The sequence below is a fragment of the Streptomyces sp. CA-210063 genome (assembly GCF_024612015.1).
Taxonomy (GTDB): Bacteria; Actinomycetota; Actinomycetes; order Streptomycetales; family Streptomycetaceae; genus Streptomyces.
In genome coordinates this window covers 3,942,135-3,956,375 of sequence record NZ_CP102512.1, presented here as the reverse complement: position 1 = coordinate 3,956,375, position 14,241 = coordinate 3,942,135, and the positions used below count along the sequence as shown (strand labels likewise).

The following is a 14,241-nucleotide window of genomic DNA, read 5'->3' as shown; positions in this document are numbered from 1 at the left end:
CGAACATACGAAGCCCGGCATCACTTCGTACCGTGGAATGTGTGACCCACGCTTCCCGTTAGCATGGACATCCGCACCGATCAAGGCCATTTGGGGAAGGTGTCATGACTGCCAACGTCGACGGAGTGCCCGCCAAATTCGCGACGCTCGGGCTGACCTACGACGACGTGCTGCTGCTGCCGGGCGCGTCGGACATGGCGCCCGACGAGATCGACACCGCCTCGTACGTCTCCAAGAACGTGCGGGTGAACATCCCGCTCCTCTCGGCCGCCATGGACAAGGTCACCGAGTCCCGGATGGCCATCGCCATGGCCCGTCAGGGCGGCGTCGGCGTGCTGCACCGCAACCTGTCCATCGAGGACCAGGCCAACCAGGTCGACCTGGTGAAGCGCTCCGAGTCCGGCATGGTCGCCGACCCGATCACCGTGCACCCGGACGCCACGCTCGCCGAGGCCGACGCGCTCTGCGCCAAGTTCCGCATCAGCGGCGTCCCGGTCACCGACGGCAACAAGAAGCTGCTCGGCATCGTCACCAACCGCGACATGGCCTTCGAGAGCGACCGCTCCCGCCAGGTCCGCGAGGTCATGACGCCGATGCCGCTGGTCACCGGCAAGGTCGGCATCTCCGGCGTCGAGGCCATGGAGCTGCTGCGCAAGCACAAGATCGAGAAGCTGCCGCTGGTCGACGACGCGGGCATCCTCAAGGGCCTGATCACGGTCAAGGACTTCGTGAAGGCCGAGAAGTACCCGAACGCGGCGAAGGACGACGAGGGCCGTCTCCTCGTCGGCGCGGCGGTCGGTGTCGCCGGTGACGCCTTCGAGCGCGCCCAGGCCCTCATCGAGAACGGCGTCGACTTCATCGTCGTCGACACCGCGCACGGCCACTCCCGCCTGGTCGGCGACATGGTCGCCAAGATCAAGTCGAACTCCTCGGGCGTCGACGTCATCGGCGGCAACATCGCCACGCGCGACGGCGCCCAGGCGCTGATCGACTCCGGCGTGGACGGCATCAAGGTCGGCGTCGGCCCCGGCTCCATCTGTACGACCCGTGTCGTCGCCGGCATCGGCGTCCCGCAGGTCACCGCCATCTACGAGGCCTCGCTCGCCGCCAAGGAGGCCGGGATCCCGGTCATCGGCGACGGTGGCCTGCAGTACTCCGGCGACATCGCCAAGGCTCTGGTCGCGGGCGCCGACACGGTGATGCTGGGCTCGCTGCTCGCCGGGTGCGCCGAGTCGCCGGGCGAGCTGATGTTCATCAACGGCAAGCAGTTCAAGTCGTACCGCGGTATGGGCTCCCTCGGGGCCATGCAGTCGCGCGGCGACCGCAAGTCGTTCTCCAAGGACCGCTACTTCCAGGAGGGCGTCGCCTCCGACGAGCAGCTCGTCCCCGAGGGCATCGAGGGCCAGGTGCCCTACCGCGGCCCGCTCTCCTCGGTCGTCCACCAGCTGGTCGGCGGCCTGCGCCAGTCGATGTTCTACGTCGGCGGCCGGACCGTCCCGGACCTTCAGGCCAACGGCCGCTTCGTACGGATCACCTCCGCGGGCCTCAAGGAGAGCCACCCGCACGACATCCAGATGACGGTCGAGGCGCCGAACTACAGCCGTAAGTAGGCAGCAGGCCTGTCGAGGGCGGCCCCGGAGCAACCGGGGCCGCCCTTGTCGTGCCCGTCGGCGATACTGGAAGACGCTGAACGCATCAGGGAAAGGCCACAGACGTGACTGAGATCGAGATCGGGCGCGGCAAGCGCGGCCGCCGGGCGTACGCCTTCGACGACATCGCCGTCGTCCCCAGCCGCCGTACGCGGGACCCGAAGGAGGTCTCGATCACCTGGCAGATCGACGCCTACCGCTTCGAGCTGCCCTTCCTGGCCGCCCCCATGGACTCGGTCGTCTCCCCGGCCACCGCGATCCGTATCGGGGAGCTGGGCGGCCTCGGCGTACTGAACCTCGAGGGCCTGTGGACGCGGTACGAGGACCCGCAGCCGCTGCTCGACGAGATCACCGGGATGCCCGACGAGGCCGCGACCCGCCGGCTCCAGGAGATCTACGCGGCTCCCATCAAGGAGGAGCTGATCGGGCAGCGCCTCAAGGAGGTGCGCGACTCCGGTGTGGTCACCGCCGCCGCGCTCTCCCCGCAGCGCACCGCCCAGTTCTCCAAGGTCGTCGTGGACGCGGGCGTCGACATCTTCGTCATCCGCGGTACGACCGTGTCGGCGGAGCACGTCTCCGGGGCCCACGAGCCGCTGAACCTGAAGCAGTTCATCTACGAGCTGGACGTCCCGGTGATCGTGGGCGGCTGCGCCACGTACACGGCCGCCCTGCACCTGATGCGCACCGGCGCGGCCGGCGTCCTCGTCGGCTTCGGCGGCGGCGCGGCCCACACCACGCGCAACGTGCTCGGCATCCAGGTCCCGATGGCGACGGCGGTGGCCGACGTGGCCGCGGCCCGCCGCGACTACATGGACGAGTCCGGCGGCCGGTATGTGCATGTCATCGCCGACGGCGGTGTCGGCTGGTCCGGCGACATCCCCAAGGCGATCGCCTGTGGTGCGGACGCGGTCATGATGGGCTCCCCGCTGGCCCGCGCCACGGACGCGCCCGGCAAGGGCAACCACTGGGGCATGGAGGCGGTGAACGAGGAGCTGCCGCGCGGCAAGAAGGTCGACCTCGGCACCGTGGGCACGATCGAGGAGGTCCTCACCGGGCCCTCGCACACGCCCGACGGCTCCATGAATCTGTTCGGTGCGCTGCGGCGGGCGATGGCCACGACCGGGTACAGCGAGCTGAAGGAGTTCCAGCGCGTCGAGGTGACGGTGGCGGACTCGCAGCACAAGCGGTGAGGTGACGCCGCGCTCGGCTTGAGCGTGGGTTGGGGCTCGGTTGCCTGAGGGTGACCGGGCCCTTTTGTGTGCCCAGCTGGGCTGGTGGGGGCGTGCGTTGTGGGTGGGGGCGCGTGGTTGCGTTTGGGACGAATGTGGGCCGAATGGGCGTAGCTGGGCGATAGCGTTCGTGTCCGGCGCCCCAGGTTCTTCTGGGAGCCCCCTTCCAAGGACACGGTCCGGACCCCGCCCTCGGGGCCCGGCCCGAATTCCAACGGACCGCCTACCGGGCTATCGGCGGCGTCGTGGAAGGGGGCGCCCATGGGACGTCACCGCAAGCCCACCCGCTGGGACCGACTCCGTCTTCGGATGGTGCAGTGCCGGAGGAGGTGGATCTTGCGGCTTTTCGGATGGTGAGCGGCCGCCCCCATAAGGACTAGGGGCGGACACTCCGTGAACCATCCTGGAGCTCGTCGCAGTGCCTGCTGCGGCGGGCTCCACCTGTTTCCGTACGGTACCGGCGTGGGGCGTCCTCTGCCACCAGCCCCGGAGGCCAGGGTTGTCTCGTGCGCCCCTTTCACAACCTGTGCGCCGCCCCAGTGGGCGTAGCCCCCCGCGTGTCCAGCAGGAGCTGGGCCTTCACCGACAGGCCCTGGAGGTCGTACGTGCGGTGGTGCTGGAGGAGGATCGTCAGGTCGGCGTCGGCGGTGGCCTCGTAGAGGGAGTCGGCTCGTGGGATGGGGCGGTCGAGGACGCTCCAGGTGGGGATGTGGGGGTCGTGGTAGCTGACGTGGGCGCCGAGTTGGATGAGGCGGCGGGCGATCTCGTCGGCGGGGGTGCCCTGTTGGTCGGGGATGTCGGGCTTGTAGGTGATGCCGAGGAGGAGGACGCGGGCGCCTCGGGCCGACTTGCCGTGCTCGTTGAGGAGAGTGGCGGCGCGCTGGATGACGTACTGGGGCATGCGGTTGTTGACGCGCTGGGCCAGTTCGACCATGCGGAGAGAGTGGGGAGCGTGGCCCGACAGGTCCTGGGGGAGGGCGTGGCCGCCCACGCCGGGGCCGGGGCGGAAGGCCTGGAAGCCGAAGGGTTTCGTCTCGGCGCAGCGGATGACGTCCCACAGGTCCACGCCCAGGTCGTTGCAGAGGACGGCCATCTCGTTGACCAGGGCGATGTTGACGTGGCGATAGTTGGTCTCCAGGAGGTGGACCGTCTCCGCCTCGCGCAGTCCACGCGCGCGTACCACCTTGTCGGTGAGGCGGCCGTAGAAGGCGGCGGCCGACTCGGTGCAGGCGGAGGTGAGGCCGCCGATCACCTTGGGGGTGTTGGCGGGGCCGAAGTCGCGGTTGCCCGGGTCGACGCGGGCGGGGGAGTAGGCGAGGTGGAAGTCGCGGCCCGCGCGCAGTCCGGAGCCCTCTTCGAGGAGCGGGCGGAGGAATTCCCCGGTCGTGCCCGGGTGGACCGGGGACTCCAGGATGACCGTGGTGTGCGGGCGCAGTCGGGCGGCCAGGGTGCGGGCGGCCTCCTCGACCTGGGTGAGGTCGAGCGAGCCGTCGGCGCCCAGTGAGGCCGGGGCGCAGATGACGGCCGTACGGACGCGGCCGAGTTCGGCGGGGCTGGTGGTGGGCTTGAAGCCGCGGGCGAGCATGCGGCGCAGTTCGCCGGGGGTGAGGGAGCCGGACTCGTGGCCGGTGCGGTAACCGAGCGTGGGGATGCCGGCGGCGACGGCGGCCTGGGCCAGCGGCAGGCCCAACTGGCCGAGTCCGATGACGGCGAGATCTGCGGGCATGGCGTGGGCCGTCCTTCCCAGTAACCGAAGCGGGACAGGCGCGCAAGCCCTGTGGACTGGATGAGCGAGCGCAATGTCACACTAGGCGTAAATATGACCGATATGCGGGATTGGGGAAGTTGTTTTTGTGCGCGCGTCACGTGGAGTTATCCACAGGCTGACGGCGGGTGGTGGCCGAACTCGGGCAGCACGGTCAGAATTCTGGGCAGGGGGATGTGAGCCGGGTCTTGCCTGACAGGCAGGGACAGGTGAGGCCAGCGCGACAACCAGCGGGAGGCAGCGGTGAGGACAGCGGCACTGGGACCGGCGCAGCGAGCCGAGTCACTGGCGGGTATGGCCGAGCGCGAGCTGGATGTGCTGGTCGTGGGTGCCGGCGTGGTCGGCGCGGGCACAGCCCTGGACGCCGTGACACGCGGTCTGTCCACGGGCCTGGTCGAGGCACGTGACTGGGCGTCCGGCACCTCCAGCCGGTCCAGCAAACTGATCCACGGCGGTCTGCGCTATCTGGAGATGCTCGACTTCGCCCTCGTGCGGGAGGCGTTGAAGGAGCGCGGACTGCTGCTGGAGCGCCTGGCCCCCCATCTGGTGAAGCCCGTGCCGTTCCTCTACCCCTTGCAGCACAAGGGCTGGGAGCGGTGGTACGCGGGCTCGGGCGTCGCGTTGTACGACGGGATGTCGATGGCGCGCGGGCATGGGCGCGGGCTGCCGCTGCATCGTCATCTGACGCGCCACCACGCCCTGCGTATCGCGCCCTGTCTGAAGAAGGACGCGCTGGTCGGGGCGTTGCAGTACTACGACGCCCAGATGGACGACGCCCGCTATGTGGCGACGCTGGTGCGCACGGCCGCGTCGTACGGGGCGAAGGTCGCCAACCGGGCGCGGGTGACCGGGTTCCTGCGCGAGGGCGAGCGTGTGGTCGGGGCCAAGGTGCAGGACGTCGAGGGCGGTGGGGAGTACGAGATCCGCGCCCGGCAGGTCGTGAACGCCACCGGGGTGTGGACCGACGACACCCAGGCGATGGTGGGGGAGCGTGGGCAGTTCCACGTGCGGGCCTCCAAGGGCATCCATCTGGTCGTACCCAAGGACCGGATCCACTCCACGACCGGGCTGATCCTGCGGACCGAGAAGTCCGTGCTGTTCGTGATCCCCTGGGGGCGGCACTGGATCGTGGGCACGACGGACACCGACTGGGACCTCGACAAGGCGCATCCGGCGGCGTCCAGCGCGGACATCGACTATCTGCTGGAGCATGTGAACTCGGTGCTGGCCGTGCCGCTGACCAGGGACGACGTACAGGGTGTGTACGCGGGGCTGCGGCCGTTGCTCGCCGGGGAGTCGGATGCCACCAGCAAGCTCTCGCGCGAGCACATCGTGGCGCATCCGGTGCCGGGGCTGGTGGTGGTGGCCGGCGGGAAGTACACGACCTATCGGGTGATGGCCAAGGACGCGGTCGATGCCGCTGTGCACGGGCTTGACCAGCGGGTCGCCGAGTGTGTCACCGAGGATGTGCCGTTGCTGGGGGCCGAGGGGTATCGGGCGCTGTGGAACGCGCGGGCGCGGATCGCGGCGAGTACGGGGCTTCATGTGGTGCGGGTGGAGCATCTGTTGAACCGGTACGGGTCCGCGGCCGAGGAGGTGCTCGATCTGATCGCCGCGGATTCGTCGATGGGGGAGCCGTTGCAGGCCGCCGACGACTATCTGCGGGCCGAGGTGGTGTATGCGGCCTCGCACGAGGGGGCGCGGCATCTCGACGATGTGCTGACTCGGCGGACGCGGATCTCGATCGAGACGTTCGACCGGGGGACGCGAAGTGCGCGGGAGGCGGCGGAGTTGATGGCGCCTGTGCTCGGGTGGGACGAGGGGCAGATCGAGCGGGAGGTCGAGCATTATCGGAAGAGGGTGGAGGCGGAGCGGGAGTCGCAGCGGCAGCCGGACGACCTGACGGCGGATGCGGCTCGGTTGGGGGCGCCGGACATCGTGCCGTTGTAGTCGGGGTGCGTGCGTAGGCGCCGGGTGCGGCGGGTGTTGTTCTCGCCCCCGCCGCCCCTACCCATTCCTGTCCCCTGGGGCTGCGTCCCCAGACCCCCGCTGTCGCCCTGAACGGGCTTGTCCTCGAACGCCGGACGGGCTGAAGCCGGGCGCCGGTTGTGAAGTGTGGGTGGGTGTCGTGAGGGGCCTGGAGGCGGGGTGGCTGGTTGAGGGGGGCCCTGGGCGTGGGGCGGTTGGCGGGTGGGTGACAATGGAGGCTCTGTCAGGGCGGGTTGTATGAGGGGACGCATGTCGGAGGCGGAGCGGGCTGGGGAATCCCGTCAGGACAAGGACGCACGTCTCCTCGCCGGGCGGTACCGGCTGGGAGGGGTGCTCGGTCGGGGCGGCATGGGCACGGTGTGGCGTGCGAAGGACGAGACGCTCGGCCGTACGGTCGCCGTCAAGGAGCTGAGGTTCCCGTCGAGCATCGACGAGGACGAGAAGCGGCGGCTGATCACGCGCACGTTGCGCGAGGCCAAGGCGATCGCGCGGATCCGTAACAACGCCGCGGTGACGGTCTTCGACGTCGTCCACGAGGACGACCGGCCGTGGATCGTGATGGAGCTCGTCGAGGGCAAGTCGCTCGCCGAGGTCATCCGTGAGGACGGGGTGCTCGAACCGAGGCGGGCCGCCGAGGTGGGGCTCGCGATCCTCGACGTGCTGCGGGCCGCGCACCGTCAGGGCATCCTGCACCGGGACGTGAAGCCGTCGAACGTGCTCATCGACAAGCACGACGGGCGGGTCGTCCTCACCGACTTCGGTATCGCGCAGGTCGAGGGCGACCCCTCCATCACCTCGACCGGCATGCTCGTGGGCGCGCCCTCGTACATCTCGCCGGAGCGGGCGCGCGGGCACAAGCCGGGCCCCGCGGCCGACCTCTGGTCGCTCGGCGGTCTGCTCTACGCGGCGGTCGAGGGGGTGCCGCCCTACGACAAGGGGTCGGCCATAGCGACGCTGACCGCGGTGATGACCGAGCCGGTGCCGGAGCCGAAGCGCGCCGGGGCGCTGAAGGACGTCATCTTCGGGCTGCTCACCAAGGACCCCGAGCGGCGGCTCGACGACGCCGGTGCGCGGGCGATGCTCAACACCGTGATCCACGCGCCCGACCCGAAGGACGTCGAGCCGGTGGACGCGACGCGGGTCGTGCCGCTGCCGCCGGTGCCGGAGGAGCGTCCCAAGAAGGGTGGTTCCGGCGGGGCCGGGGCCAAGGCGGCCGGCGAGCGGGCGCGTGCGCCTCGGTGGTCCATGCGGAAGGGCCCGTCCGGGGGAGGGGCCGCGGCTGCGGCTGCCGGTGGCGCGGCGGGAGCTGTCGGCGGGGCCACGAGCGGTACGGCCGGCGGCGGTTCCGGTGGCTCCTCCGGCAGTTCCGGTGGGGCCGGTGGCGGGACGAGGGCCTCGAAGGCCACTCCGGCCGCGGCTGCGGCTTCGGCGGCTGTCACGGCGCGGTCCGCGTCCGTCGGGGTCTCGTCGGGGGCGGCTGCCGAGAAGGCCGGCCGGGCCAGTGGCGGCTCGGGCGCGGCCGCGGGCAAGCCCGTGGCCGGGGCGGCCGGGGCTCGTGGCGCCGACGCCGCAGGGACGGGCGCGGGAGTGGGCCACTCCGTTTCGCCGGGGCGGACTTCCGGGTGGCCCGAGATGCCGCCGCCGGATCTGCCGCCGCGGCCGGTGCCCAGGGCACCGATCACGGATGTGGTGTCGCGGCGGACGCTGGCGGTCATCGCGGTGGCCGTGGTGCTGGCCGTTCTCGGGACCGTCCTGGCGTTCACCCTCGGCGACGACGGCGACACGTCGAACAACAGCAAGGGCGCCGACACCAAGGCGGCCGCGTCCAGCGGGGCGGCGTCGGGGAGCGACGCCGCGGACAAGGACGAGGACACCGACAAGGGCAAGGCGTCCGACGCCAGTCCGGACGGTGACACGACGGACGAGGCCGACGGGGCGACCGGGTCGGCGGGCAGCAGCTCGCCGAGTCCTTCGGGCGGGTCGAACGGGTCGGTGAACGGTGACGGCTCCGGGGACGCGGGAGACATCGCGACCGAGACGTACAAGAGCGGTCAGGGGTTCTCGATCGGACTGCCCGACGGGTGGAAGTACCAGTCCACGGACGACGCGGGGGCCCGGTTCTCCGGTCCCGCCGGGCAGCGGCTGCTCGTCGGGTGGACGACCACCCCGAAGAACGACCCGGTCGCGGACTGGAAGAACCAGGAGCGGTACATGACGCGCTCCCAGTACAAGCGGATCCGAATAGAGGGGGTGGACTACCGGGGCTGGAACACGGCCGACTGGGAGTTCACCTATGTGGAGAGCGGAACGAAGTACCGGTCGATCGACCGCGGATTCGTCGTCGACTCCCAGCAGGGTTACGCGTTGATGTACACCGCGAAGGCGTCGGAGTGGAGCGGTGAGCTGCGCAAGGACACCTGGCGGACGTTCACGAAGACCTTCGAGCCCAAGTCGTGAGCTGACGGGCCGCGCCCCTGCGCGGGGGAGCGCGCGCGGTGCGGCTGTTGTGCGCCGGTGCGTTGAAGGCGGGGGCGACGTGCGGCTCCGTGCCTCGGTTCGGGGTGCCGTCCGGGGGCGTGCGGGGGTGTGGGGCGGGGTGAGCTCCGGTGATGTGAGTTCGGCTTCGGGAGTTCTGCCCGCCGGGTGAGTTCGGGGACGGCTGTTCCGGGGAAGATCGAGGGCGTTCGAGCGCATTCGAGACGAACGAGATATCGCATCGACTCAATGTGAGTTGCCTCCGGCACGTATCGTGAAGGGCTGCGGACCTTACGCATCCAGAACGGAACGCGACGCAGGGCGAGCGGAATTGACCAACCGGGCGGTCGGGGGAGGGCATCGTGGACGAATACGCGGGGCGAGTGCTCGCCGACCGCTATCGCCTGCCGCTGCCGCCCTCCGACGAGTACGAACTCGCCGAGACCCGGGCCTTCGACACCTACAGCGGGCAGGAAGTCCTGGTACGGCAGGTGCCGTTGCCCGAGGTCGTCGAGGCGGAGGTACTCGACGCGGACGGGTTGCCCGAGGGATATGTCGCGCGGGACGGCGGACCGCGCCGGGGTGCGGCGCGGCCCACGCGCCGGCCCGCGGAACCGGCCGTACGGCGGGCCATCGAGGCCGCGCAGGCCGCCGCGCAGGTCCCCGACCATCCCCGGCTCGACCAGGTCTTCGACGTGTTCGCCGAGGGCGGCTCGTTGTGGATAGTGAGCGAACTGGTGTCCGCCCGGCCCCTCGCCGCCCTGCTCGCGGAGCAGCCTCTGACCCCGTACCGGGCGGCCGAGGTCGCCTCCGACGTGCTCACCGCGCTGCGGGCGTTGCACGCCCATGGCTGGGTGCACCGGAACATCACCGCCCGTACGGTGCTGGTCTGTGACGACGGCCGGGTCATGCTCACGGGGCTGGCGGCCGGGGCGGCGGAAGAGGCGTTGTGCGGGTACGACCCGGTGCCGGCGCGGGACTTCGAGGACGGCCGCCCGGGGGCGCCTGGGGGCGGGGCCGGAGTTCCCGCCGCAGGGCCTGGCGGGCGTGAGGGTTCGGGGCGTGGCCCGGTGGCGCCCGTCGGTGGTGTTCCCGGGGCGCGCGGGGCTCTGCCCAGTGGCGCGGGCGGCGGCACGTTCGGCGGCTCCCGTGGTGGTGGGCCCGGTGGCGGGGTCGAGGATCCCGAAGCCGCTCGGCGGGCCGCGATAGAGGCGCGGGCGGGCAGTGCGGCGGCGCCGGTCACGGACCCCTCCGGAGGACAGCGCGCGCTGGAGGCCGGCGGGGACGCCCGGGCGGCGCGGGCGGGCGCGATCGCGGCGTATCGGGCGGGGGCGCGGGCCGCGGCCCGGGTGCAGGACGACCAACGGGGCGGCCCGGGCACGGAATTGCCCGCGCAGCGACCGGCACCGCAGGACGGCACGGCGGCGCCGGGGTCCGGGCGGGACGGCGACTGGACACCCGGTACGGGGACGCGCCCGGTGCCTCTCGGCCAGATAGCCGACCCTTACGGCGTCCTCGCGAACGGCGGCCCCACGAGCGCCTGGCACGGCGCCCAGCCGCGCAGCGGGGCGCCCGCGCCGGGCGGCAACGGCCGGGGGACCCCGGTATCCGGCAACTCCTCACCGTACGGCGGCCCGTCCGGGACCGGCGGCCGGGGCGACGGCACCTTCACCTTCGACGGCGATGACACCGGCACGCACCCGGCACCGGGGCATGGTGCGCGTCTCGACCCCGGGTACGGCGACTCCGCGTACGGCAACAGGGGCCAGGACGACCCCGCGTACGGCGTCGGCGCGCACGCCGATCCCGTGCGGGATGCCGGCGCCCCGGTCGCGGACGCGCCCCCCTGGGACCGCGGTGCGGCCGCCGCTCCTCGCCGGGGGCCCGCCACCGCGCTCGCGGCCGAGCGGGCGCGGCAGGCGCGGATGGCCGTGGTCGGGCCGGTCACCGAGCGGTGGGCGCCGGAGCAGGCCGGGCCGGTGCACGAGAACTGGCAGTTGGCGGCGCCGATCGGGCCGGCCACGGATCTGTGGGCACTGGGCGCGTTGCTGTTCCGGGCCGTGCAGGGGCATGCGCCGTACCCGGAGGAGAACACCGCCGAGCTGGTGCAGATGGTGTGCGCGGAGCCGCCCGCGTTCGCCGAGGAGTGCGGGCCGCTGCGGCCGGTCGTGGAGTCGCTGCTGCGTCAGGACCCCACCGAGCGGCTGGACTTCGAGGAGCTGCGCGGCTGGCTGCGTTCGCTGGTGCGGTCGGCGCCCGAGCCCGAGGCCGGTACGCACGTCGTCCCGGCACCGCCCGTGGACGCGAGCCGGCTGCCGATCGTACGGCGGCGCGGCGAACTCGTCCGCAGGCGCCGGGCCGGGCTGCCCGCGACCAGCGCGCACGCCCGCCACAAGCGCGCCCGGCAGAAGCCCCCGCAACCCCGTAAGCTGGGCCGGAACCTGCTCCTGCTGATCCTGCTCGCGCTGGTCGCGGCCGTCACGTACGCCATGGTGTTCATGCCGAAGACCACGCCGAGCAGCGAGGGAAGCGACACGGGCAGCCGTACGGACAGTGTCGGGCAGCCGAGTCCGGAGCCGGAGGCGAGCAGTGAGCCCCGGCCCGACCAGAACTCGAACTCGCCCGACGGCGGCGAGGAGGGCCAGAGCGGGGCGAGCCCGTCGGAGTCGTCCGGTTCGACGCAGACGCAGACCGGCGACCCCGATGTCGCTCAGGGATTCACCCTGCGGAAGGACCCCGAGGGGTTCCAGGTCGCCGTCGCCCGTGGATGGGACCGCAGCGCCAAGAACGGGCGCGGTCAGATCGTGTACTCCCAGGGCGACTTCGAGCTGATCCTCGTCCCCGGGCGGGACGGCGCGGACACGTACGGCAGTGATCCGCTGAAGTACCAGCGGGAGGACGAGCGCGAGCTGCAGCCGTTCCGCGACTCGTCCTGGGCGACGTCCACCGGGATGCGGTTGATCGAGGTGGGTGGGGTGACCTCGGCCGAGGGGCAGTTCACCTGGCAGGACTCCGACGGGCGCGGCGTCTTCGTACGGAATCTCGCGATCCTTCTCGACGGGCGTTACCACGTGGTGCAGTTGCGCGGGCCGGAGGCGGAGCGGGACGAGGTCACACGGCTGTACGAGCAGGCGGCGGACACGTATCGGGTGACCGGCTGAGTGGGGCGGAGGGCGGGAGGGGCGCGTTGTCGGTCCGGCGGCGGAAGGTTGCGCTCCGTTCGCGGAAGCGAGAACCGTCACAGTGCGGTCTCTGTGCGGCCGAGCCGGTTCCCCGTGCCGCGGGCCGCTCCTTAATGTGACCCTGTCAAGAACATTGCGGGGCAACGTGAATCAGATGCAGGGTCTGCTCCTGGCGGAGCGCTACCGGCTTGTCGACACGATCGGCAGCGGCGGCATGGGCCGGGTCTGGCGTGCGCACGACGAGGTGCTGCACCGGGCCGTCGCGGTCAAGGAGTTGACGGCCGCGCTCTACGTCTCGGAGAACGAGCAGACGATACTGCTGGCGCGGACCCGGGCGGAGGCGCGTGCGGCGGCGCGGATCAACCACTCGGCCGTCGTCACCGTGCACGACGTGCTGGAGCACGACAACCGGCCGTGGATCGTCATGGAGTTGGTCGAGGGCGTCTCGCTGGCCGACGCCGTCAAGGAGCGGGGGCGCGTCGAGGCGCGTGAGGCGGCGCGGATCGGGATGTGGGTGCTGCGCGCGCTGCGGGCCGCCCACCGGGCGGGCGTACTGCACCGCGATGTGAAGCCGGGGAACGTGCTGCTCGCCGAGGACGGCCGGGTCATGCTCACCGACTTCGGCATCGCGCAGGTCGAGGGCGACACGACCATCACCCGGACCGGGGAGATAGTCGGCTCGGTCGACTACATAGCCCCCGAGCGGGTGCGCGGGCACGAGCCCGGGCCCGCCTCCGACCTGTGGTCGCTGGGCGCGACGCTGTACACGGCGGTGCAGGGCAAGTCGCCGTTCCGGCGCACCACACCGCTCACCACCATGCAGGCCGTGGTCAGCGAGGAGGCCGCCGAACCCGCGGACGCGGGGGCGCTGGGACCCGTCATCACCGCGCTGCTGTGCAAGGACCCCGCCGTACGGCCCGGCGCGGACGAGGCCGAGCGGATGCTCGCCGAGGCGGCGGAGGGGCGACGGCCACGGCCGGCGCAGGCGCAGGTGCCTGCCCAGCAGCCGGGGGGTGCGGGGCCCGGTGGGGGCGCGCAGGGCGGCCAGGGGGCGCCGGGTGCGCACGACGGGCCTGATGCGCACGGCGCGGAGGGCGCACACGGTACGCATGGCGGCGGCACGCATGCGTCGGGCAACCCCACCATGTCCGCGGCCACCGCCGCCTCCGGCACACCCGTCACTCCGAGGGCCACCGCTCATCAGGCCGCACCCGTCCCCGCAGCCACCGCCAAGCGGCGCGGCCGGGGTCGTACGGTCGCGCTCGTCGTCCTGCTGGCCGCGCTCGTCGGCGGCGGGGGTGCCGTCGCGATGCACTATGCGGACGAGTGGCGTACGGGGAACAGCTCCGCCACGGCCGGGACGGACGGCACCGACGGCGGGGACCAGGGGGCCGAGTCGGCGGGCGGCGGTGTGCCCGAGGGGTGGGAGCGGGTCGAGGACCCGGAGGGTTTCAGCCTTGCTCTGCCCAAGGGGTGGAAGCGGCAGCTGGACGGGGTGCAGATCGACTACACGCCCGACGGCGGTGACCACTTCCTGCGGATCGCCGTGGACGACTCGCCGGACTTCGACAGCGCGTACCACCACCAGCTCGATCTGGAGGAGCAGGTGAGGACGCGGGCCGACTACCAGCGGGTGACCCTGGAGGAGAACATCTACCGCGACCGGCCGGGCGCGCTGTGGGACTTCACCTGGACCGCGGTGGAGAAGGACAAGTTCCCCGGGCCGCGCCGGGCGATCGAGCAGATGTATCTCTCCCGGGACGGCGTCGAGTACACGATCTACATGTCCGCGCCGGCGGCGGACTGGGACACGGCGAAGGAACAGTTCTACGCGGTGCTGCGCAGCTGGCGGCCGCCGACGCAGTGAAAGTGGGAGCGCCCGAAGTGTGAACGCCGAGCGCCCGCGCGGCGCTCGCGCAGCGCTCACGGGACGCGCGTACGTCGCTTGTCGG

The 14,241-nt window shown here is 71.9% G+C and carries 7 protein-coding genes; 6 read left to right on the top strand and 1 reads right to left on the bottom strand.

The annotated features are described in order from the left end of the window. The first annotated feature begins 104 nt into the window (after nt 1-104). Entirely contained in the window at nt 105-1,610 is a 1,506-nt protein-coding gene (guaB, locus tag JIX56_RS16870) for an IMP dehydrogenase (RefSeq protein WP_257541586.1), read from the top strand. 104 nt (nt 1,611-1,714) lie between these two features. Continuing rightward, the gene (locus tag JIX56_RS16865) at nt 1,715-2,839 is read left to right on the top strand and encodes a GuaB3 family IMP dehydrogenase-related protein (protein ID WP_257541584.1); all 1,125 of its coding nucleotides are present in this window, start codon (nt 1,715-1,717) and stop codon (nt 2,837-2,839) included. Nucleotides 2,840-3,395: 556 nt separating this feature from the next. Here JIX56_RS16865 and JIX56_RS16860 read toward each other — a convergent pair. Then, a complete protein-coding gene (locus tag JIX56_RS16860; RefSeq protein ID WP_257541582.1) occupies nt 3,396-4,604 on the bottom strand; it encodes a nucleotide sugar dehydrogenase in 1,209 nt (402 codons plus the stop codon). 282 nt (nt 4,605-4,886) lie between these two features. On the opposite strand from JIX56_RS16860, the gene JIX56_RS16855 reads away from it, so the two are divergent. The 4 genes from JIX56_RS16855 to JIX56_RS16840 all read left to right on the top strand — a co-directional run bounded on the left by JIX56_RS16855 (nt 4,887) and on the right by JIX56_RS16840 (nt 14,156). Next, nucleotides 4,887-6,593, top strand: coding sequence for a glycerol-3-phosphate dehydrogenase/oxidase (locus tag JIX56_RS16855; RefSeq protein WP_257541580.1), 1,707 nt, complete (start codon nt 4,887-4,889; stop codon nt 6,591-6,593). Nucleotides 6,594-6,881: 288 nt separating this feature from the next. After that, nucleotides 6,882-9,089 (top strand): serine/threonine-protein kinase, encoded by a 2,208-nt coding sequence (locus tag JIX56_RS16850; RefSeq protein WP_257541578.1) that lies wholly within the window; start codon nt 6,882-6,884, stop codon nt 9,087-9,089. 380 nt (nt 9,090-9,469) lie between these two features. Then, the gene (locus JIX56_RS16845; protein WP_257541576.1) at nt 9,470-12,268 is read left to right on the top strand and encodes a protein kinase; all 2,799 of its coding nucleotides are present in this window, start codon (nt 9,470-9,472) and stop codon (nt 12,266-12,268) included. Between the two features lie 175 nt (nt 12,269-12,443). Next, entirely contained in the window at nt 12,444-14,156 is a 1,713-nt protein-coding gene (locus tag JIX56_RS16840) for a serine/threonine-protein kinase (protein WP_257550923.1), read from the top strand. Nucleotides 14,157-14,241: the final 85 nt, after the last annotated feature.

Coding starts and splice junctions, on each gene's coding strand:
- guaB (WP_257541586.1), top strand. CDS start 105: ATGACTGCCAACGTCGACGGAGTGCCCGCCAAATTCGCGACGCTCGGG.
- JIX56_RS16860 (WP_257541582.1), bottom strand. CDS start 4,604: ATGCCCGCAGATCTCGCCGTCATCGGACTCGGCCAGTTGGGCCTGCCG.
- JIX56_RS16850 (WP_257541578.1), top strand. CDS start 6,882: ATGTCGGAGGCGGAGCGGGCTGGGGAATCCCGTCAGGACAAGGACGCA.
- JIX56_RS16840 (WP_257550923.1), top strand. CDS start 12,444: ATGCAGGGTCTGCTCCTGGCGGAGCGCTACCGGCTTGTCGACACGATC.